At 73.1% G+C, this 18,669-nt stretch carries 22 protein-coding genes; 11 read left to right on the plus strand and 11 right to left on the minus strand.

Going from position 1 to position 18,669, the window contains the following annotated elements:
- Positions 1 to 25: 25 nt before the first annotated feature.
- Positions 26 to 1,201, plus strand: a complete 1,176-nt coding sequence (locus ACZ4V1_RS22730) for a GDSL-type esterase/lipase family protein (RefSeq protein ID WP_468338931.1) — start codon at positions 26 to 28, stop codon at positions 1,199 to 1,201.
- Here the strand turns inward: ACZ4V1_RS22730 and ACZ4V1_RS22735 are convergent.
- The 3 genes from ACZ4V1_RS22735 to ACZ4V1_RS22745 form a co-directional block, all read right to left on the minus strand.
- Positions 1,173 to 1,898: a type 1 glutamine amidotransferase gene (locus ACZ4V1_RS22735; protein WP_468338933.1), complete on the minus strand. Its 726-nt coding sequence runs from the start codon at positions 1,896 to 1,898 to the stop codon at positions 1,173 to 1,175. The two genes, ACZ4V1_RS22730 and ACZ4V1_RS22735, sit on opposite strands and share 29 nt — an antisense overlap.
- A 75-nt stretch (positions 1,899 to 1,973) precedes the next feature.
- Positions 1,974 to 3,599, minus strand: coding sequence for an amidohydrolase (locus tag ACZ4V1_RS22740; RefSeq protein WP_468338935.1), 1,626 nt, complete (start codon positions 3,597 to 3,599; stop codon positions 1,974 to 1,976).
- A gap of 2 nt (positions 3,600 to 3,601) precedes the next feature.
- Positions 3,602 to 4,264, minus strand: a complete 663-nt coding sequence (locus tag ACZ4V1_RS22745) for a TetR/AcrR family transcriptional regulator (protein ID WP_468338937.1) — start codon at positions 4,262 to 4,264, stop codon at positions 3,602 to 3,604.
- A 69-nt stretch (positions 4,265 to 4,333) separates the two neighbouring features.
- Here ACZ4V1_RS22745 and ACZ4V1_RS22750 point away from each other — a divergent pair, with 69 nt between their 5' ends.
- Together ACZ4V1_RS22750 and ACZ4V1_RS22755 are read left to right on the plus strand one after the other, a co-directional pair.
- A complete protein-coding gene (locus ACZ4V1_RS22750; protein ID WP_468338939.1) occupies positions 4,334 to 5,791 on the plus strand; it encodes a purine-cytosine permease family protein in 1,458 nt (485 codons plus the stop codon).
- A gap of 20 nt (positions 5,792 to 5,811) precedes the next feature.
- Positions 5,812 to 6,552 carry a class I SAM-dependent DNA methyltransferase gene (locus ACZ4V1_RS22755; RefSeq protein ID WP_468338941.1) on the plus strand — a complete coding sequence of 247 codons (741 nt, stop codon included), beginning with the start codon at positions 5,812 to 5,814 and terminating at the stop codon, positions 6,550 to 6,552.
- Between the two features lie 21 nt (positions 6,553 to 6,573).
- On the opposite strand, the gene ACZ4V1_RS22760 is transcribed toward ACZ4V1_RS22755, so the two are convergent.
- A complete protein-coding gene (locus ACZ4V1_RS22760) occupies positions 6,574 to 7,695 on the minus strand; it encodes a lipid II:glycine glycyltransferase FemX (RefSeq protein ID WP_468338943.1) in 1,122 nt (373 codons plus the stop codon).
- Positions 7,696 to 7,925: 230 nt separating this feature from the next.
- Here ACZ4V1_RS22760 and ku point away from each other — a divergent pair, with 230 nt between their 5' ends.
- A complete protein-coding gene (gene ku, locus ACZ4V1_RS22765; protein ID WP_468338945.1) occupies positions 7,926 to 8,984 on the plus strand; it encodes a non-homologous end joining protein Ku in 1,059 nt (352 codons plus the stop codon).
- Between the two features lie 8 nt (positions 8,985 to 8,992).
- Here ku and ACZ4V1_RS22770 read toward each other — a convergent pair whose 3' ends face one another.
- From ACZ4V1_RS22770 to ACZ4V1_RS22780, 3 genes are all read right to left on the minus strand, one after another.
- Positions 8,993 to 9,838: an RNA polymerase sigma factor SigF gene (locus ACZ4V1_RS22770; protein ID WP_468338947.1), complete on the minus strand. Its 846-nt coding sequence runs from the start codon at positions 9,836 to 9,838 to the stop codon at positions 8,993 to 8,995.
- A gap of 133 nt (positions 9,839 to 9,971) precedes the next feature.
- Complete coding sequence (locus tag ACZ4V1_RS22775) at positions 9,972 to 10,901, minus strand: anti-sigma factor RsbA family regulatory protein (RefSeq protein WP_468338949.1); 930 nt, start codon at positions 10,899 to 10,901, stop codon at positions 9,972 to 9,974.
- Entirely contained in the window at positions 10,898 to 11,251 is a 354-nt protein-coding gene (locus ACZ4V1_RS22780; RefSeq protein WP_468338951.1) for an STAS domain-containing protein, read from the minus strand. The genes ACZ4V1_RS22775 and ACZ4V1_RS22780 overlap by 4 nt, the downstream gene beginning before the upstream one ends.
- 170 nt (positions 11,252 to 11,421) lie before the next feature.
- Here ACZ4V1_RS22780 and ACZ4V1_RS22785 point away from each other — a divergent pair, with 170 nt between their 5' ends.
- Positions 11,422 to 11,778 carry a PRC-barrel domain-containing protein gene (locus tag ACZ4V1_RS22785; protein ID WP_468338953.1) on the plus strand — a complete coding sequence of 119 codons (357 nt, stop codon included), beginning with the start codon at positions 11,422 to 11,424 and terminating at the stop codon, positions 11,776 to 11,778.
- A gap of 210 nt (positions 11,779 to 11,988) precedes the next feature.
- Here the strand turns inward: ACZ4V1_RS22785 and ACZ4V1_RS22790 are convergent, their stop codons facing one another.
- A complete protein-coding gene (locus ACZ4V1_RS22790) occupies positions 11,989 to 12,552 on the minus strand; it encodes a Dps family protein (protein ID WP_468338955.1) in 564 nt (187 codons plus the stop codon).
- 204 nt (positions 12,553 to 12,756) lie between these two features.
- Here ACZ4V1_RS22790 and ACZ4V1_RS22795 point away from each other — a divergent pair, with 204 nt between their 5' ends.
- Entirely contained in the window at positions 12,757 to 13,311 is a 555-nt protein-coding gene (locus tag ACZ4V1_RS22795; RefSeq protein ID WP_468338957.1) for a hypothetical protein, read from the plus strand.
- A gap of 60 nt (positions 13,312 to 13,371) precedes the next feature.
- Here ACZ4V1_RS22795 and ACZ4V1_RS22800 read toward each other — a convergent pair whose 3' ends face one another.
- Together ACZ4V1_RS22800 and ACZ4V1_RS22805 are read right to left on the minus strand one after the other, a co-directional pair.
- On the minus strand, positions 13,372 to 13,977 hold the full coding sequence (locus ACZ4V1_RS22800; protein ID WP_468338959.1) for a flavodoxin family protein: 606 nt from the start codon (positions 13,975 to 13,977) through the stop codon (positions 13,372 to 13,374).
- A gap of 147 nt (positions 13,978 to 14,124) precedes the next feature.
- Positions 14,125 to 14,340 (minus strand): hypothetical protein, encoded by a 216-nt coding sequence (locus ACZ4V1_RS22805; RefSeq protein WP_468338961.1) that lies wholly within the window; start codon positions 14,338 to 14,340, stop codon positions 14,125 to 14,127.
- Between the two features lie 344 nt (positions 14,341 to 14,684).
- On the opposite strand from ACZ4V1_RS22805, the gene ACZ4V1_RS22810 reads away from it, so the two are divergent.
- Both ACZ4V1_RS22810 and ACZ4V1_RS22815 read left to right on the plus strand, forming a co-directional pair.
- A complete protein-coding gene (locus ACZ4V1_RS22810) occupies positions 14,685 to 15,446 on the plus strand; it encodes a hypothetical protein (protein WP_468338963.1) in 762 nt (253 codons plus the stop codon).
- A 200-nt stretch (positions 15,447 to 15,646) separates the two neighbouring features.
- Complete coding sequence (locus tag ACZ4V1_RS22815) at positions 15,647 to 16,264, plus strand: sigma-70 family RNA polymerase sigma factor (protein ID WP_468338965.1); 618 nt, start codon at positions 15,647 to 15,649, stop codon at positions 16,262 to 16,264.
- A gap of 75 nt (positions 16,265 to 16,339) precedes the next feature.
- Here ACZ4V1_RS22815 and ACZ4V1_RS22820 read toward each other — a convergent pair whose 3' ends face one another.
- Complete coding sequence (locus ACZ4V1_RS22820; protein ID WP_468338967.1) at positions 16,340 to 16,507, minus strand: hypothetical protein; 168 nt, start codon at positions 16,505 to 16,507, stop codon at positions 16,340 to 16,342.
- A gap of 222 nt (positions 16,508 to 16,729) precedes the next feature.
- Here ACZ4V1_RS22820 and ACZ4V1_RS22825 point away from each other — a divergent pair, with 222 nt between their 5' ends.
- The 3 genes from ACZ4V1_RS22825 to ACZ4V1_RS22835 all read left to right on the plus strand — a co-directional run bounded on the left by ACZ4V1_RS22825 (position 16,730) and on the right by ACZ4V1_RS22835 (position 18,665).
- Positions 16,730 to 17,569 (plus strand): hypothetical protein, encoded by an 840-nt coding sequence (locus ACZ4V1_RS22825; protein ID WP_468338969.1) that lies wholly within the window; start codon positions 16,730 to 16,732, stop codon positions 17,567 to 17,569.
- Positions 17,570 to 17,579: 10 nt separating this feature from the next.
- Positions 17,580 to 18,383: an alpha/beta fold hydrolase gene (locus tag ACZ4V1_RS22830; protein WP_468338970.1), complete on the plus strand. Its 804-nt coding sequence runs from the start codon at positions 17,580 to 17,582 to the stop codon at positions 18,381 to 18,383.
- Between the two features lie 69 nt (positions 18,384 to 18,452).
- Positions 18,453 to 18,665 carry a hypothetical protein gene (locus tag ACZ4V1_RS22835; protein WP_468338972.1) on the plus strand — a complete coding sequence of 71 codons (213 nt, stop codon included), beginning with the start codon at positions 18,453 to 18,455 and terminating at the stop codon, positions 18,663 to 18,665.
- The last annotated feature ends 4 nt before the right edge of the window (positions 18,666 to 18,669 follow it).

Here is an 18,669-nt window from a genome sequence, read left to right on the forward strand (position 1 = left end):
CGACACCACAACAGCCGGAGACGACATGCGCACCACCGACGACTGGATCACCACGCCGATCACCCGGGACCTCCTGCGCGGCGCCCTCGACCTCGAGCGCACCGAGCGGGGGCTGCTGCCGCACCGGCTGCCCGCCCGGGCCCGCGCCCAGAACACCGACGGGCAGCTCGCCATGGCCGAGTCCCAGCCCTCCGGCGTACGGCTGGCCCTGCGTACCCGGGCCACGGCCCTCGAACTGGACACCCTGCCCACCAAGCGCGTCTACGTCGGCGCCCCGCCGCGTCCGGACGGCGTCTACGACCTGCTCGTCGACGGCCGGCCGGCGGGCCGGGGCAGCGTCGCGGGCGGCAACACCCTGACCATCGACATGACCACCGGCACGGCGAGTGTCGAACCCGGCCCCGCCGGCACCCTCCGTTTCACGGACCTGCCCGACGGCAGCAAGGACATCGAGATCTGGCTGCCGCACAACGAGACCACCGAACTCGTCGCCCTGCGCACCGACGCCCCCGTCGAGCCGGCCCCGGATCCGGGCCGCAGGATCTGGCTGCACCACGGCAGCTCGATCAGCCACGGCTCCGACGCCGCGAGCCCCACCACCACCTGGCCCGCGCTCGCCGCCTCCCTCGGCGGTGTCGAACTCGTCAACCTGGGCCTGGCCGGCAGCGCCCTGCTCGACCCGTTCACCGCGCGGGCCATGCGCGACACCCCAGCCGACCTGATCAGCGTCAAGATCGGTATCAACGTGGTCAACGCCGACGTCATGCGCCTGCGGGCCTTCGGCCCCGCCGTGCACGGTTTCCTCGACACCATTCGCGAGGGCCACCCCACCGTGCCGCTGCTGGTCGTCTCGCCCATCCTGTGCCCGGTCCACGAGGACACCCCCGGCCCCCTCGCTCCCGACTTCACCGGGCCGGCGGAGGGACGACCGCGCTTCGTGGCCACCGGCGACCCGGCGGAACGCGCGAGCGGAAAGCTGACCCTGAACGTCATTCGCGACGAGCTGGCCCGCATCGTGGCACAGCGGGCGGCCGAGGACCCGAACCTGCACCACCTCGACGGCCGGGACCTCTACGGCGAGGCCGACGCGGCCGAGCTGCCCCTGCCCGACAACGTCCATCCGGACGCCGCCACCCACCGCCGCATGGGCGCGCGCTTCGCCGAACTCGCCTTCACCGACCGCGGTGCCTTCTCCGGCTGACCCTCCCGACCACCGCGGCGAAGCGCCGGGCGACCTCGCGCCAGACCGCTTCGGCCGCGGGCTCGTCGCGTTCCGCCCGGCGGGAGAGTTCGTCCGGGTCCATGCCCCTGGTCCGTATCCGATCCGGATCCCAGGACCGGATCCGGTCCGCGCCCGCCTCGGGGTGGAACTGCACGCCCCACGCCCGCGCGCCCACCCGGAACGCCTGGTAAGGGCATCGCTCGCCCTCCACCAGCCAGGTGGCGCCCGGCGGCAGGGCGGTGACGGCGTCCACGTGGTGCTCGACCGCCGTCACCCGCTCCGGCAGCCCGCCGAAGAGCGGATCGCCCCCGGCCTCGGGCCGCAGACCGAGCGGGGTGCTGCCGAACTCCGGCTCGCCGTGCGCGCCCCGGACCGTGCCTCCCGCGACGTGGGCGAGGAGCTGCCCGCCGAGGCAGATCCCGAATACGGGCGCGTCCCGTTCCAGGGCCTCGGCGACCAGCGCGCGGGTGGCCGCGAGCCAGGGCGCGCGGACGTCGTCGTCGGGCAGGTAACCGCCGCCGAGCACCATGACGCCCGTGTGCGCCAGGTGCCGGGGCAGCGGTGCACCGGCGTACGCGTGGACCACGTCCAGTGACAGCCCGTCCGAGACCAGCCAGTCACCGAACCGGCCCGGTCCGCCGTCCGGACCGTTCTGCACCACCAGCAGCCGCGACACGGCCCACCTCCCGCTTCACACCCCTCGGACGACAACCCTGCCCAGGGCGGGCCGGGCCGCAACCCTCCGGCCGGATCACAGACTCGCGGCGCGGTGCGTCGGCTCGCCGTCGAGGACGGTCAGCAGCACCGGCACATCGGCCAGTTCGGTGGCCGGCACGGTGAGCGGGTCGGCGGCCAGGACGGTCAGGTCCGCGCGCTGCCCGACCGCGATCCGGCCGGCCTCGTGCTCCTCGCCCGCCGCGTACGCCGCGTTGACGGTCATGCCGCGCAGCGCCTCCAGTGCCGTCAGCGCCTGTTCCGGGCCGTGCGGGTCCCGGCCGAGGTCGCGGGTCGGCCGGCGGTGACGGGCGCCCGCCATGACGCCCAGCGGCGGGTGGGGGGCGATGGGCCAGTCGGAGCCGAGGACCACGACGGCACCGGAGTCGTGCAGGTCGCGGCAGCGCCAGGCCCGCGAGGCGCGCGGCTCGCCCAGCCGGCGGGACCAGTTGTCGGTGTGGTCGGCCCGGGTGAAGTCGCAGCAGTGGGTGGGCTGCATGGAGGCCACGACACCGAGTTCGGCGAACCGGCGCAGGGTGTCGTCCGGGACGGTCTCGATGTGCTCCACCCGGTGCCGTACTCCGCGTCCGCCCTCGGCCTGCGCCCTCTCCACGGCATCGAGCACATGACGTACGGCGGCGTCGCCGATCGCGTGGGTGGCCGTGGGCACTTCGGCCCGGTGCAGCTCGCCGATGACCCGGGTGTACTCCTGCGGGTCCGGCCAGAAGGCGTGCCGGGACTCGCCGTGGCAGTCGGGCTGTTCCAGCCAGGCGGTGCCGTTGTCGACGGTCCCGTCCATGAAGATCTTCACGCCGGCGGTCCGCCACAGCCGCCCGCCCGCACCCTGCTGCCCGATGAGCGTGCGCACACCCTCGGCGTCGGTGCCGGGCTGGCACCAGGGCGCCACCCGCAGCCGCAGCGGCAGCCGCCCCGCCTGGTCCAGCTCGCCGTAGAAGGCGAGGCTGTCGCCGTTCGCGTCCATGACATGGCCGCCCGTCAGGCCGGTGGCGGCCATGGCGCGCAGGGCCGCGGCGAGCCGTTCGCGGCGCTCCTCGCGCGTGGGCTGCGGCGCGATCCGCTCCACCAGTTCGCAGGCGGCGTCCTCCAGCAGCAGACCGGTGGGCCGGCCGTCCGCGTCGCACACCACCTCCGCCGTGGCCTGGTCGAAGGTGCGCGGCCCGGCCACCCCGGCCAGCTCCAGCGCACGCCGGCTGGCGAGCATGGAGTGCGCGTCGAAGAGCAGCAGCAGCGCGGGCACGCCGTCGAGTACGGCGTCGAAGGGTGCCGTCTCGACGGGGCGGCCGTCGAAGACGTTGGGATCGAGCCCCCACGCGTGCAGCCACGCACCGGGGGAGAGGTCCCGTACCGCGCGAGCCAGTGCCCCGCGTACCTGGTCGACGCCGGTGCAGCCCGACAGGTCGAGGCCGTGGGTCAGTTCGGCACCCGAGACGGGGTGGATGTGCCCGTCGACCAGGCCGGGCGTCACCACGGCACCCTTGAGGTCGACCACGGTGGCCGAGGCGTCCGCGAGCGCGCGGATCTCCCGGTCGTCACCGAGGGCGGAAATCCGGCCGTCGGCCGCGGCCAGCGCGGTCTGCGGCAGGAACGCGCCGGTGACCGGGTCGAGCAGCCGGGCCGAGAGCAGGATGAGAGAGGTGCGCACAGTCACTCCTTGGGGGCGGGTCGGTTCGGGGCGTCGGGAGCCGTCAGGGTGCCTGCGGGCAGGCCGAGTTCGCGTTCCGCGGTGTTCACGGGCATCAGCCGGACCGCGGGCGGATCGTCAGCGGTGTCGGCGCTGTTGACGAGCATGCCGAGACCGTCGAGGACCACCAGGATCCGGATGGCGGCCACCAGCGGATCCTCGGTGTGGAACTCGCCCCGCCGCACGCCTTCGCCGATGAGCGCCTCGAGCCGGTCGCGCCAGGCGGCCTCCTGGACGGCGACGCGCTCGCGCAGCGTGGGCCGGTAGCGGCTGAGGTGCCGGGCGTTGAGCCAGAGCCGGCTGATGTCGTCGAACGCCGCTCCGGTAGCCCGGGCGAAGAACCGCGCCAGGTGCCGCGTCGGCGTCGCACCGGCCCGGTCGGCCGGGAGCAGCGCGTCGAGTTCGGCGCCGGCGGCGTCGCCGTAGGCCTCGGCCACCAGGTCCTCCACCGCGGGGAAGTAGTGACTGATCAGCCCGGGGCGGACGCCGAGCTCCTCGGCGATCCGCCTGAGGGTGATGCACTCCAGCCCTTCGGTCAGTGCGACGCCAGAGGCTGCGGCAACGATTTCCGCACGTCTGACCGCCGGAGACTTGCGGATTCGCTTGTTCGGGATGCTTGACGGCATGGAATCGATGCTATTGAGTGTGCGACCAACAAGCAAGCAGGTGGGATACCAGCACCCCGGAGGAGCCTCATGGCGTCCACGATCCCCGACCCGCGACCCGGCACCGGCGCCGTGCGTCAGGAGGCGCCGCCACCACAGCCACCGTCCCAACGGGCGGGCCGGGTCGAGGCCCACGGCATCGACCACATCCCCGACCACGAACGCCGCGGCCGGCCCGGTCAGCTCTTCTCCGTCTGGGCGGCGGCCAACGTCACCTACCTCAGCCTGGTGACCGGCGGCGCCCTGATCCTCATGGGCCTGACGCTGTGGCAGGCCCTCGCGGTGATCGTGGTGGGCAACCTGTTCTGGCTGCTCACCGGAGTGCTCGCCATATCCGGACCGGCGGCGGGCGCCCCCAGCGAGGTCATCACGCGGGCGATGTACGGAGTCCGGGGCAACCGCGTGAACAACGCGATCGTCGGCTGGCTGATCTCCGTCTGCTACTTCGCCCTCAACCTGGCCGCCGCCGCGACCGCCGCCTTCGCCCTCGTCGAGATGGCCGGCATCACCGCGAACACCGGCGTCCGGATCGCCGTGGTGATGGTGATCGCCGCCCTCACCCTGACCATCGGTGTCTACGGCCACGGCATGATCATGAAGCTGTACCTGCCGATCACGCTCACCCTGACGGCCGCCTTCACCGTCGTCGCGGTCGGCGTCTTCCGGCACACCGACTTCGCGTACGTACCGGCCGAACCGCTCACCGGCACCGAACTGTGGGCGGTCCTGATCGCCGGCGTCACCCTCATCGGGTCCGGTCCGCTCTCCTACACCACCAGCGCGGACTTCTCCCGCTACCTGCCCCGCACGACGTCCGCCAGGGCCATCGCCGGCTGGACGGCCCTGGGCGGCTTCCTGCCCGGCGTGGCCGTCTGCTCCCTCGGAGCCCTCGCCGCGACCGCCGTCGACATGACGGACCCGCAGGCCGGCCTGAGGCAGCTCCTGCCCGGCTGGTTCGGCCCGATCCTGCTGCTCGCCCTGGTGCTCGGCACGATCGCCATCAACGCCCTGACCGCCTACAGCGCGGGACTCGCCCTCCAGGCCGTCGGCATCCGCATCCGCCGCTCCCGCAGCGTGCTCGCCGACGGCACCGCGGCCGTCGCCCTCACCCTGTACGGGCTCCTCGTCTCCGACTTCCTCGACACCGTCAGCAACGTCCTCCAGCTCACCGTCGTCCTCCTCGGCCCCGCCATGGCCGTCTACGCCACCGACATCGTGCTGCGCCGCAACCGCTACGACGGCCGGGCCCTGATGGACGAGACCCCCGGCAGCCCCTTCTGGTACACCGCCGGGGTCAGGCCGGCGGGCGCGCTGGCCCTCGCCGGCGGCGTCACCGTGGCCGCCCTCTGCGTCAACACCCTCTACACCGGGCCGATCGCCCACGCCCTGGGCGGCGTGGACCTCGCCCTGCCTGCGGGCCTCGCCGTCGCCTCGCTCCTGTACGCGCTCCTGGCACGCGGTGGAAAACCGCAGGCGCCGACGGCCTGACGAGCGGTACCGTCCCACGCATGTCTGATGAGGACGGCTACTTCGGAGAAAGCGTCGCCGCGCGATACGACGAGTCGTCGGCGGACAGGTTCACGCCCGACGCGGTGGATCCCGCGGTCGACCTGCTGGCGGAGCTGGCGGGCGGGGGACGGGCGCTCGAGTTCGGCGTCGGCACCGGCCGGATCGCGCTGCCCCTGGCGGGCCGCGGAGTCCCGGTGCACGGCATCGACATGTCCCGGGCCATGACCTCCCGGCTCAGCGCCAAACCGGGCGGTGACGCCGTCGGGGTGACCATCGGCGACTTCGCGACGACCCGGGTGCCGGGCACCTTCACGGTCGCCTACCTCGTCTTCAACACCATCAACAACCTGACCACGCAGGACGCCCAGGTCGACTGCTTCCGCAACGCGGCCGGCCACCTGGAGCCCGGCGGCTGCTTCGTCATCGAGGTGGGCGTGCCGGAGCTGCGCCTGCTGCCGCCGGGCCAGACCGCCGTGCCGTTCGGCATCGGCCCGGCCGGCTGGGCGTTCGACACCTACGACACCGCCACCCAGGCGATGAGTTCGAACTACGTGACCATCGTTGACGGACGGGCCGAGCACTCCTCCATCCCCTTCCGCTACGTGTGGCCCGCCGAGCTCGATCTGATGGCCCGGCTCGCCGGACTGCGACTGCGCGACCGGTGGGAGGGATGGAGCCGGGCACCCTTCACCCACGAGAGCCGCCACCACGTCTCGGTCTGGGAGAAGCCCGCCGACTGACCGGGCCGGCCCGGGGACCGCTCAGCGCCGCGCCAGGTACAGGCCCAGGGCCTTGTGCAGCAGCTTGTTGAGCGGGTAGTCCCACTCGCCGAGGTACTCCACGGCCTCACCGCCCGCGCCGGTCTTGAACCGGAGCAGCCCCAGCAGGTGGTTGTCCTCTTCCAGGGTGTCGGTGATGCCGCGGAAGTCGTAGACGGCCGCGCCGAGTTCATGGGCGTCGCACATCATCCGCCACTGGAGCGCGTTGCCGGGCTGCACCTCGCGCCGGCGGCTCGTGGAAGCGCCGTAGGAGTACCAGACGTGCTCGCCGACGGTCAGCATCGTGGCCGCGGCGAGCACCTCCCCGTCGTGGTGGGCGAGGTAGAGGCGCATGCGATCGGGGTCCTCGGCCGTCAGCGCGGTCCACATGCGCTGGAAGTAGGCGAGGGGGCGCGGGACGAACCGGTCCCGTTCGGCGGTCTCGACGTAGAGCTCGTAGAAGGCCGGGAGATCCTCGTGGTCCCCCCGGACGACCTTCACGCCGGCCTTCTCGGACTTCTTGATGTTGCGGCGCCACTGCTGGTTGAAACCGTTCCGGATCTGCTCGAGTGACCGTCCGGCGAGCGGCACCTGGCACACGTAGCGCGGCTGGCCCGCGGCGAAGCCGTCGTCGCCGCCCGGCGCGGTCCGCCGCCAGCCCATCCGGCGCAGCCGCTCGGCGACGCCGTCGGCGCCGGGCTCCGACACGGTGGCCTCCACGTCCCCCAGCCGCCGGGCCCCTGGTTCGGCGATCGCCGCCTTGACCGCCTCGGCACTCCAGCGCCGGGCCACCACAGGAGGCCCCATCCTCACCGAGAAGGCGCCCCGCTTCTTCAGGTGGGCCAGCATCGGCTCCAGCCACCGCTCCAGGTCCGCCGCGCCCCAGTCGATGACCGGGCCCTCGGGCAGATAGGCCAGGTACCGCTTCAGCTTCGGCAGCGGCCGCAGCAGCACCAGCCCCGCCCCCACGAGGTCGCCGCCCTCGTCGAACCAGCCCAGGCTCTCCGCCCGCCAGTCCGGTTTCACGTCGCCCCACGAGGGCGTCTGCAGGTGACTCACGGACGGCCGGGCCGCGACGAAGGCCAGATGTTCCTCGCGGGTGATCACCTTCAGGTGACAGCTCATGGGTCGGGTCCCTTTGATCGGCGTTGCTCGGCTTCGGTCGACGGGGGAAGCGGCGAAGGCGCGGAGTGCGGTTGCCGTCCCGCACCTCACAGGGAATACCGGCCGGGGCCGATGCGCGCGCTGTCGCCCTGCTGTTGACCCGTGTGCGCCGTCCGGCGCGCGCGATCGGGGGCGGGGTGTGAGCGTGGACGGGTTGGGCGGTGCGGGCGGGACGGACGGAGTGGACGGTCATGGCGCGGGCGATCTGGACAGGTGTCGTCACCTTCGGGCTGGTGTCGGTGCCCGTCGGCCTGTTCACGGCGACGCAGGACCACACGGTCCACTTCCACCAGCTGCAGCGCGGCACCTCGGACCGGATCCGCAACCGGCGGGTCAACGAGCGCACCGGCAAGGAAGTCGGCCCCGGTGACATCGTCAAGGGCTACGAGGTGGGCGAGGGCGAATACGTCGTCGTGGAGCCGGAGGAGCTGGACGAGATCGCGCCGGGCCGCTCCCAGGCCCTCGAGATCACCGACTTCGTCGACCTGGACCGCATCGCGCCGGTCTACTTCGGCCGCACCTACTACGTCGCCCCGCGCGGCAAGGAGTACCTCAAGGTCTACGAGCTGCTCCGCACGGCCCTCGCCGAGGCCGGCAAGGCCGGCGTCGCCACCTTCGTCATGCGCAACCGGCAGTACCTGACCGCGCTCCGTGCCGAGGACGAGGTTCTGGTCCTGCAGACGCTGCACTGGGCCGACGAGGTGCGCGACCCGGTCGAGGAGCTGCCCGAGCTGCCCTCGGGCCGGGCGGGCCGGGGCAGGGAACTGGACATGGCGATGCGCCTCGTCGACGCCCTCAGCGGCCCCTGGGACCCCGCCCGCTACCACGACACCTACCAGGAGAAGGTCCGCGAGCTGGTCCGGGCCAAGGCCGAGGGCAAGGAGGTCGCCGTCGCGGAGGAAGCACCCCGGGCCACCGACGTCGTCGACCTGATGGAGGTCCTGCGGGGCAGCCTCGAGCAGGCGAAGGGAGCCGGCGCCGGACAGGCACCGGCGAAGGCGAGGAGCACCGGCGGCAAGCATTCCGCGGCACCGCGGAAGAAGGCCACCGAGTCCCGGAAGAAGGCCGCCCCACCGTCCCGCAAGGCGCCGCCCGGACGGGGCGGGCTGCGGGAGCTGAGCAAGGCGGAGCTCTACCAGCGGGCCACCGACCAGGACATCGCCGGACGGTCGAAGATGAGCCGCGAGGAGCTGATCGACGCCCTCACCGGCGCCGGCGGCGGCCGGAAGAAGAAGACGACCGCCGCCTGAAGCACCACTCAGTGGTCACTGAGCATGCCTTCCCGCAAACGGGCCAGCAGCCGCGAGATCAGACGGGACACATGCATCTGCGAGACCCCGAGGCGTTCACCGATGTCCTTCTGGGTGAGCTCCTCGACGAAGCGCCAGTGGATGATCTGCCGGTCGCGTTCGTCCAGCTCGGCGATCATCGGGGCCAGGGCGTGGAAGTCGTCCACGAGCGCCAGCGCGGAGTCGTCCGCACCGATGAAGTCCGCCAGCGCCGACTCGCCGTCCTCGCTGCCGTTGATGGCCGCGTCCAGCGAGGCGGAGTTGTAGCCGTTGGCGGCCAGCCGGGCCTCGACGACCTCGTCCTCCGGGAGGCACATCAGCTCGGACAGTTCCCTGGTGGTGGGATTGCGGCCGAGGCGGCTGCGCAGCTCCTCGGTGGCCCGGGCCAGCTGGACACGGGCCTCCTGGAGCCGTCGGGGCACATGCACGGCCCACGAGGTGTCACGGAAGAACCGCTTGATCTCGCCGACGATGTACGGCACGGCGAAGGAGGTGAACTCGACCTCACGAGTCAGCTCGAACCGGTCGATGGCCTTGATCAGGCCGATCATGCCGACCTGGACGATGTCCTCCATCTCCTCCGGCCCACGGCTGCGGAACCGGCCGGCCGCGAAGCGGACCAGGGACATGTTCATCTCGATCAGCGTGTTGCGCGCGTACTGGTATTCGGGGGTGCCCTCCTCGAGCACCGCCAGCTGCTCGAAGAACAGCTTCGACAACTGCCGCGCGTCCTTGGGCGCCACCTTCGACGGGTCCGCTACCTCCGGCATGCCGGAGGTGGTGTGCTCGGTGATCCGTGCGGTCGTCGTCGCCATGATGGTGCCCTCCCAGTCGATCGGCCCCCGTCGCTGCCGTCTTGTCGGCCAACGACAGAGCGCCTACCCCGGGTCAAGGCACGCACACATGCATCCGCGGTCCGCGTGCCGGGCGAGCGGACCCGACACCGTGTCAGAGCCCGAGGTAGAAGCGGACGGTGGTGCCGCCGTCCGTCGCGTGCACCCGCACCAGATCGGCGACGTAGTGGACGAGCAGCAGGCCACGGCCGCCGATCTGCCCTCGCTCGGGCGGCCGGCGTCCCGCGAGCGGGTCCGCGAGGCGTCCCTCGTCACGGACCTCGCACACCAACTGCCCCGACTCGGTCCAGACCGACAGCGTCCCGTGACCGCCGCCGTGGACCACGCTGTTGGTGGTGAGCTCCGCCACCGCCAACTCCGCGTCCGCCAGGCGCGGTTCGGCCAGCCCGAGCGACGCGGCCCGGCCGACGGTGAAGCGGCGCGCCTCGGGCAGCTCCCCGGCACCGAACGCGAAGACGTCGGCGTCCGGCGCGGGACTCAGCGGCTGGTTGTAGCGGGCGACGACCGCGGGCCAGTCGTAGGTCTCGCTGGCCTGCTCCCGGCCTTCGGCGATGACCGTCGGATGGGTGACGAAGGCGTCGGTCAGGACGTCCGCGTCCAGCCGGGCCTCGTCGTAGGGACACAGGATCGTCGCGGAACGGCCCGCGAAGGCCGCGTTGATCAACGCCTCGTGCTGGGCGCACGCGGGGTACTCCACCGCGCTGCGCCCGGCCCAGACCGGCTCGCCGATGATGCGCACCCGTTCGTGCGCGTGCGCGTCGGCGAACGCCCTGAGCACGCCGGGGATGATCCGCCCCGGATTGCGCCCGGCCTCCGACATGTCCAGGAAGGAGACGTCCCGCGCGTCCCTTCCCAGCCCCGCTCTGATCAGCTCCAGATTGGGGGCGGGCACGGCCACCGCCACCGGCTGACCCGCGGCCAGCCCCTCCCGTACGAACGTCACCGTCCGGTCGGTGTACTCGTGCTCCGAGCGGTAGAACAGCGCCGGATGCGCGAAGGTGTCGTCGGTGGTCACCGTGCTCATCGCGGCGCCACCTCGATCCGGTGCAGGGACGGCCAGAACATCTCCAGCACCCGCGGCAGCTGCGGCGGGGGCTGCTCCACCACGACCCGCCCGCCGGACAGGTTCATCGCGGTCACGGCGAGTGCCGTGACCCCGGCCACGTCGACGAACCGCACCCCGGACAGTTCCACGTAGGACACGTCCGTGTGCTGCCTGGACAACTCGGTGAGGGCCTTCTCCCAGGACGGGCGGGTGGTCACGCTGATCTCTCCGCTGGCCCGGAGGCCGGGACGACCGGACAGCGGGCCCACCTCCAGCACGGCCCCGCTCCGCACCCGGAGCGGTTCGCCCCCGGGGCCTGTGGCTTCCACACTCGGTCTCCTTCGGAAATCCGCCGGGTCTCCGTCCCGCCCCGGGTGACTCATCCGGCGAAGCAGCCTATCGCGAACGAACGCCGTACACCGGTGTGGGACAGAACATGCGAGGGCGGCACGAAGCGGGGAACAAGACAGTGAGTGTCCTCGAAAGGGAAGGCCCCGACATGTTCGAAGCAGACAACATTCGCGACTGGCGTGGACATGACGTCGTCGACGGCGACAACCGCAAGATCGGGACTCTGGAGTCCGTCTACTTCGACACCGGCACCGACCGTCCCGCGTTCGCCGCGGTCATGATCGGCCTGCCGACCCGTCGGCGTCTCGTCTTCGTCCCCGTGGACAGGGCGACCGTCGGTCCGGGCTACCTGAAGGTGAACTACGACAAGGGGCTGGTCAAAGACGCGCCCGGGATCGACCCGGACGGCGAACTCGCGGCCGAGGACGAGGGCGCCGTCTTCGCCCACTACCACCTCCCCTACGAACAGGGCAGCCGCGGCGAACGCCGGCTCGGCAGGCGCTGAACCGGCCACACCCAGCGGCACACCGGGCAAGGAGGCACCGGGGGCCGACCGGGCCGTCAGCCGGCCCGGTCGGCCCCTCCTGTGCACCACGGCGGCCGGACGGGCCTGGGGTGTCGCTTGGGACACCGGCGTCGACCAGCCACGTCACTTCCCAGCCACGTCACTTCCCAGCCACGTCACTTCCCCGCGACCCGATCCGGGCGACGGACCCTAGGCGAGTTCCGCGCCCCGTTCCGCCGCCTCCGTCTCGGACGTCGAGCTGCCCGTCGCCAGGGTGCCCCCGGAGCTCTCCAGGTGGGCCCGCACGAACCACTGGAACTGTTCCAGGTCCCTGAGCTGACCGATCAGGAGGTCCTCGGTGGCGGGGTCGATGTCCCCCGCCTCCTTCACCGCCGCGCGCACGCCCTCGATCACGCCGGTGTACACGACGTCGAGCGCGCCGAGATGGGCGATGGCGTCGGCCCGGCCGATCGAGTAGTCGTCCCAGGGCCGTTCGGCGACCAGGGCCCCGGGCGTGCCCTGTGCCACCCCGCCCAGAGCGGCGATGCGCTCCGCGACGTCGTCGGCCATCTCGCGCACCTGGTCGACCTGCGGGTCGATCATCTCGTGCACGGCGATGAAGTGCGGGCCCACGACGTTCCAGTGCACGTGCTTGAGGGTGAGATGGAGGTCGTTGAGGGCGTGCAGCCGAAGCCGCAGCACGCCGATCAGCCGGCCGGCGGCCTCACGCTCGATGCCGGGGACCGTGTACTTCGGGGTCAGGTCGTGCGTCATGGCGGACACCAGCTCCTCATGCGTTTCGTACCTCGTTGCACGTGCACGACTGCCCCGCATCGGCGACGACAGACATGCACGAGCGCTGTCCCTGAGGAGGACGGGTCTCCCCCGGGCGGGTGAGTCAACCGTCGCTACGTCCTTCCGGTGCGCCGTTTCGGACCGTTCCCGGGACCGACGCCGGGCCGACGGCCGGCCGACAGGATGATGTACATGACCACGACACCACAGCACCCCGCCCCGGCCCGCTGGGCGGTCGTCGCCGCTCACGCGATCGCGCTCCTCACCCTGCCGACCGGGCTCTGGCGCCTCCTGCTGGCTGCCGGACAGCCGGCCGGTTACACCGACGCGGGGTACGAGGCGATGGGCATCGCCGGATGGGGCGTGGTGTACGTGGTCGGACTGAGCGTGGTGAGCGAGGCGCTGGCCCTGCTCACGCTCGGCCTGGTCCGGCCCTGGGGCGAGGTGGTCCCGCGCTGGATCCCGCTGGTCGGAGGGCGGCCGGTCCCGGTGATGGCGGCGGTCCTCCCGGCGGGCCTGGGCGCCGTCGCGCTGACCGCCCTGTGGACCCCGTTCGTGTGGTGGTGGGCCACCCCCCACCCGGACATGACGCCGCTCGGCGACACGCTCCTCGGCTTCGCCTACCTGCCCCTGGTCGCCTGGGGGCCCCTGCTCGGCGCCGTCACCCTCTCCTACCACCGCCGGCGGCGTTCCGTGGCGGTCGGGGCCGAGCGCGCGCCGATCACCGGGGGCCGGTGACGGGTGCGCCGGCCGCGGACCGGCTCTCGCCCCCGGTACGCGCGCCGCGCGCCCGCGACGTCAGGTGGGTGGAGCCGGCAGGGGCATCGCGGCGAGCGCACGCGCCGCGTGGACGAGGTTGGACGCCATGGCCCGGCCGGTCGAGGTCGACCAATCGTGACCGCGGTCGTCGTCGAGGTAGTCGGGGCCGGGCCCGGGGCCCAGGTGCCAGTAGGTCCAGGCCTGGCCCGGGATGGTGTAGCCGATGTCCGCGAGCCCGCCGCTGATCTCACTGATGACGTGGTGGGCGCCGTCCTCGTTCCCGGTGACCAGGACGCCGGCGACGCGGTTGTAGGCGACGGGGCGCTCCTGGTCGTCGGTCTCGCCGAGCATGGCGTCCATGCGTTCGAGGACTCGCTGGGCGACGGAGGACGGGCGGCCGAGCCAGGTCGGCGAGGCGATGATCAGGATGTGCGACGCCAGCAGCTTCTCGTGCACGCCCGGCCAGTCGTCGCCCTCTCCCATGTCGGTCTCGACTCCCGGTTTCAGGTTCAGGTCGACGGCCCGTACGACGTCCACCTCCACCCCGTGGCCTTTGAGCGCCGCGATGACCGTGGCGGCGAGGGCCTCGGTGTTCGACGGCTGGGGGGAGGGCTTGAGGGTGCAGTTGACGACGAGTGCGCGCATGCCTGGTCCTCTTCCCCGGACGACGGCTTCCGATCGTCCGGACGCGGGGCCGTTCACCCGCCCGGGCGCGCGGCGGCCGGGGGCCGAACAGCGGGGGAGCGGGGAGGAGGGAGGGGCCGGGCGAACGGTGGCCCGGCCATGGCCGGCTCAGGGCAGGACGATGCCGTCCAGCCTGCCCTGCTTGGCATCGTCGACCAGCGACGAGAACTGGTCGGCGCTCATCTGCACGCGCTGGCCGAAGTCGTCGGTCAGGACGATCCGTTGCTCTGCCGGGGCGTCGGCGTCCACGAACAGCCGGGGGCAGCCGCAGTCGCAGTTGCCGCAGAACGTCGCGACGGGCTCCAGTCCGTGAGGATCTGTCATACCGGTGCACCTTCCGTGGGAGACGGGTGACCGTGCCGGTGTCCGCACCGGCGGTCGTGGGGAACCGACTGGGAGATACCCGGCGCGGCGGCCGCGGACGCGCACCCGTGCCGGACGCCGAGGCACGGCGGGCGGTTGCCGTGCGCCGGTGCTACCGCGCCCGCTTCCGCTGCTCCGGTTCGGCGAGGACGGCCGGGAACCGGACGGGCCCTTCGTCCGACCGTAAGTGTGTGCGGTGTGGTGCGTTGTGGTGCGGATCACACGCCTGGTCTTGAGTGGGGTGCCGGACCGGAATCCGTACCCACCGGTGATCACGGAAGCCCGGATGCAAGGATGAGGCCGCCATGACTGCAGGGTGGTGTTCTCGCACGGTACGGGCCGCGGTGTTCGCGGCCGTCTGCGTGCTGCTCGCCGCCCTGGGCCACCTCCTGATGTCCGAAACCGCGGTGCCCTGGTGGGCCTTGGCCGCGGGCGCGCTGGCGACGGGCGGCAGCGCCTGGTGGCTCGCGGACCGGGAACGCGGACCGTTCACCGTCGTCTGTGTCGCCGTGGCCGCCCAGACCGTACTGCACGCCTCCTTCTCGCTCGCCCAGGCCGCACAACAACCGCGGCCCGCGGGTGACGAGTCCCTCGCGCGCCGGTGGCTGGACATCCTGCTGTGCCGGATGCCGTCCGGCCCGGGCGCGGGGCAGGGCGCCGTACCGACGTCCGTGGGCGCCGCGGGCCACGGCCCCCACGCCGGGCACTCCATGCCGGGCGTGGATGCCGGGCACTCCATGCCGGGCGTGGATGCCGTGCACGCCGTGGACCCCGCGGTCCATGGCATGGGCGGCATGTCCTCGACCGGCATGCTCATCGCCCACCTGGTGGCCGCGCTGCTGTGCGGACTCTGGCTCGCCCACGGCGAGCGCGCCGTCTTCCGCGTCGCGCGGTGCCTCGCCGCCCGGCTCGTCGCGCCACTGCGCCTGCTGCTCCGGCCGCCCGCGCCGCCGCACCGGCCGCGCGTCCGGGCCCGCCGGGCGGCTTCGCACCGGGCACCGCGCCGTCTTCTCCTCGCCCATGCGATCACTTCTCGGGGTCCGCCCGCCGGGGTCGCTGTCATCTGACGACAGCAGTTCCCCGAGGCCGCCGGCGAACCCGCCGAGCCGTCGCGCCGCCGGCGCCGCGCCTCGGGCACCGGCCGTGCGCTCCCGTGCCCGGCCGCCCACCCCGTAGCCGGTCTCACCGCGCCGCCGGGCCGTCCCGCGCGGACCGGCCCCGCCCGGAGACCGGATCCCGAATCCCGAATCCGAGAAGGACGGCACAGGTGATCACTCCTGCCCTGCCCCCACCACGCCGGCAGCCGGTCATGGACGCGAAGGAGGCGTCGATCACGGCCTGGGCACTGGCCGCGCGCACCGGCGACCCCGACGCCGTCGACCGGTTCGTCCGCGCCCTGCACCGGGACGTCCGCCACTACGTGACCTTCCTCGGCGCCGATCCGCAGAGTGCCGACGACCTGACGCAGGACACCTTCCTGCGGGCGCTCGGCAGCCTGCACCGCTTCGAGGGGCGTTCCTCGGCCCGCACCTGGCTGCTCGCCATCGCCCGTCGCGCGGTGGTCGACAGCATCCGTTACCACTCCTGCCGGCCCCGCCTGGCGGCGACGGACGACTGGGAGTCGGCCGTGGAGCGCGCCCAGCCGCGCGGCCTGCCCGGTTTCGACGACGGCGTCGCCCTCGCCGACCTGCTGGCCACGCTGCCCGACGACCGCCGCGAGGCGTTCGTCCTCACCCAGATGCTGGGGCTGCCCTACGCGGAGGCGGCCGACGTCAGCGAGTGCCCGATAGGGACGGTGCGTTCACGCGTCGCCCGGGCCCGGACCTCGCTGATCGAGTGGCTGAACGACGCCGAGCGCCCCGTGCCGGTGGCCGCGTCCGCGTGACGCCGCCCCGGACGGTGGTGGGCCCGGGCCCCTGGGCCCACCTCGGCAGCCCGGTCCCACCTCGGCCGCCCGGGGTCACTTCACCCCGGCCGCCCGGGGGCACCCCACCCCGGCCCGCCGGGCCAGGCCCCGGCTGCCGTCGGCCCGCCGGCTGACGAACGTCTCCGGCGTCCGCGGCTTGCCGCCGTCCACGACGCCCTCGACCCCGATCACGGCGACCCCGATCACGGCGACCCCGATCACGGCGACCCGGACGCGTGCGCGCGCTTGGCCGAGGAGTCCGGCACGCGGCGGGTGCCGGGCATCGGCCGCGGAACGGGGGCGCCCGGCCGTACACCGGTCGCCCGACGCGCCCCGGACCGGGTGGCCAGGAGCGGGACCACCGGAAACCGGCAACCGACTTCGTCCCCTCGCTGCCGGGCCGCACCCATGACCCGGCGTACCCGGGCGCCCATCCTTGGTCCCATGGCCCGCTTCCAGCACACCGTGACGCTCGCTCCCTTGCCCCGCCCCTGGTTCGAGTCATGTGTCGACACCCTCCACGACCTCGCGGAGGATTTCGACGTCGACGGAGGGTGCCTGCGCCTGCCCGGCGGGCGGCCACTTCCCGGCCTGGTCCTGACCGAGGGAAGTCACCTGCGGCCGGGCGCCCGCTACCGGCCCGTCCACGAGGAGGACGGGCAGCCGGACCCCGGCCAGGAGGTCACCGTCCTCGCCTGGGACCGCCACCGCGAGACGGCGCTGGAGGTCGTCACCGTCGAGGACGACCCGGCACTCCGCGCCCGACTGGCCTGCGTGATCCGGCTGCTGACCGCCGCGCGGCCACGAGAGGCGTCCCTCTCGGCGACGATGCGGACGAGCGGGGGCAAATGGGCGAAGTACCTCGGCGGAACCGCACGTCTGGACCTCGACCTCGGCAGGTGGTGGCCGTCGGCGGCAGGCCGCGGCCGCCGCACCCTGGCCGCGCCCCTGAGCGGCACCCTCACGCACGCACTCGCCCGCGCCACCGTGACGGCCGTGCCCCGCCCGGCCCCCGACGGACGCTGGCGGGTGACGGTGAAGGCGCGGGTCAGGGGCCGCTCCTTCGCCCGTCCCCTGCTCCCCGTGGCGATGGCCGTCACGGGGCGCCGCGCGCACAGGGCCTTCGCCGAGGCGCTGGACGGCGCGGCGCGGGAGTGGAACGCGCGGCTGCCCGCACTGGTCCGGATGGAAGGGGAGGAACTGCGCGCGGAGTTGACCGGGGCGCTGCTCGCCCCTCGAGACGACCGCACGCCGCCTGCTCGCCGTCGGATGACACCCCGTTAGGGTGCCCGGAATGAACTCCACAACCGTGCGCGGCGCCACGATCCACTACGACGACTTCGGCCCCTCGACGGGGCTCCCGGTCCTTCTGATCCACGGGCACCCCTTCAACCGCACCCTGTGGGCGCCGCAGGTGACGGCGCTGACGGGAGCCGGTCACCGGGTCGTCACCCCCGACCTGCGCGGCTACGGCCGCAGCAGCGTGAGCGCCGGCAAGGTACTGCTCGCCGACTTCGCCGACGACCTCGCCGGACTCCTGGACCACCTGGACATCGAGCGCGCGGTGGTCGGCGGCGTCTCCATGGGCGGTCAGATCACCATGGAGTTCCAGCTCCGTCACCCGGGGCGGGTACGGGCCCTCGTCCTGTCCGACACCTCCGCGCCCGCCGAGACCGCCGAGGGCAGGCAGTTCCGCAACCGCCTGGCCGACCGGCTCCTCGCCGAGGGCATGGACGGTTACGCACACGAGGTCATCGACAAGATGCTCGCCGCGTACAACGTCACCGCGATGCCGGACGTGGCCGCCCGCGTCCTGGAGATGATGTGCGCCACCGACCCGCGCGGCGCCGCGGCGGCACTGCGCGGACGTGCCGAACGCCCCGACTACCGGGAGGTCCTGGCCGCCGTCGAGGCGCCGGTCCTGATCGTGGTGGGCGCGGACGACGCCTACACCCCGGTGTCGGAGGCGGAGTCCATCCAGCACCTCGTCCCGCACGCCACCCTGGCCGTCGTCGACAAGGCCGGCCACCTCCCCGGCGCCGAGCAACCCGAGCGCTTCAACGCCGTGCTGCTGGACTTCCTGGCCACTCGGATGTGACCACGGAGCCCTCCGGGGGTGTCAAGGTTTGGTCGACACGATGCATGCCGTCAAGGAGACCTTGACGGCATGCACACTCCGACGCGCCCCGCCCCAGCCGCGCAGGCGACCGCCACCGGTCTGCCCGCCATGGCGGCCTCCCTGGTCGCCCTGGCGATGTCACTCGTCGACGGCCTCGGCACCCCGGCCTACCTCGTCCTGGTGGCCGCGGACCTCCTGGTCGTCCTCGTCATGGGAGTACTCCTCGCCGCCTCCCCGGCGCGGAACGCCGCGCGGTGGTGAGGAG

The sequence above is a fragment of the Streptomyces sp. NPDC028991 genome (assembly GCF_055564775.1).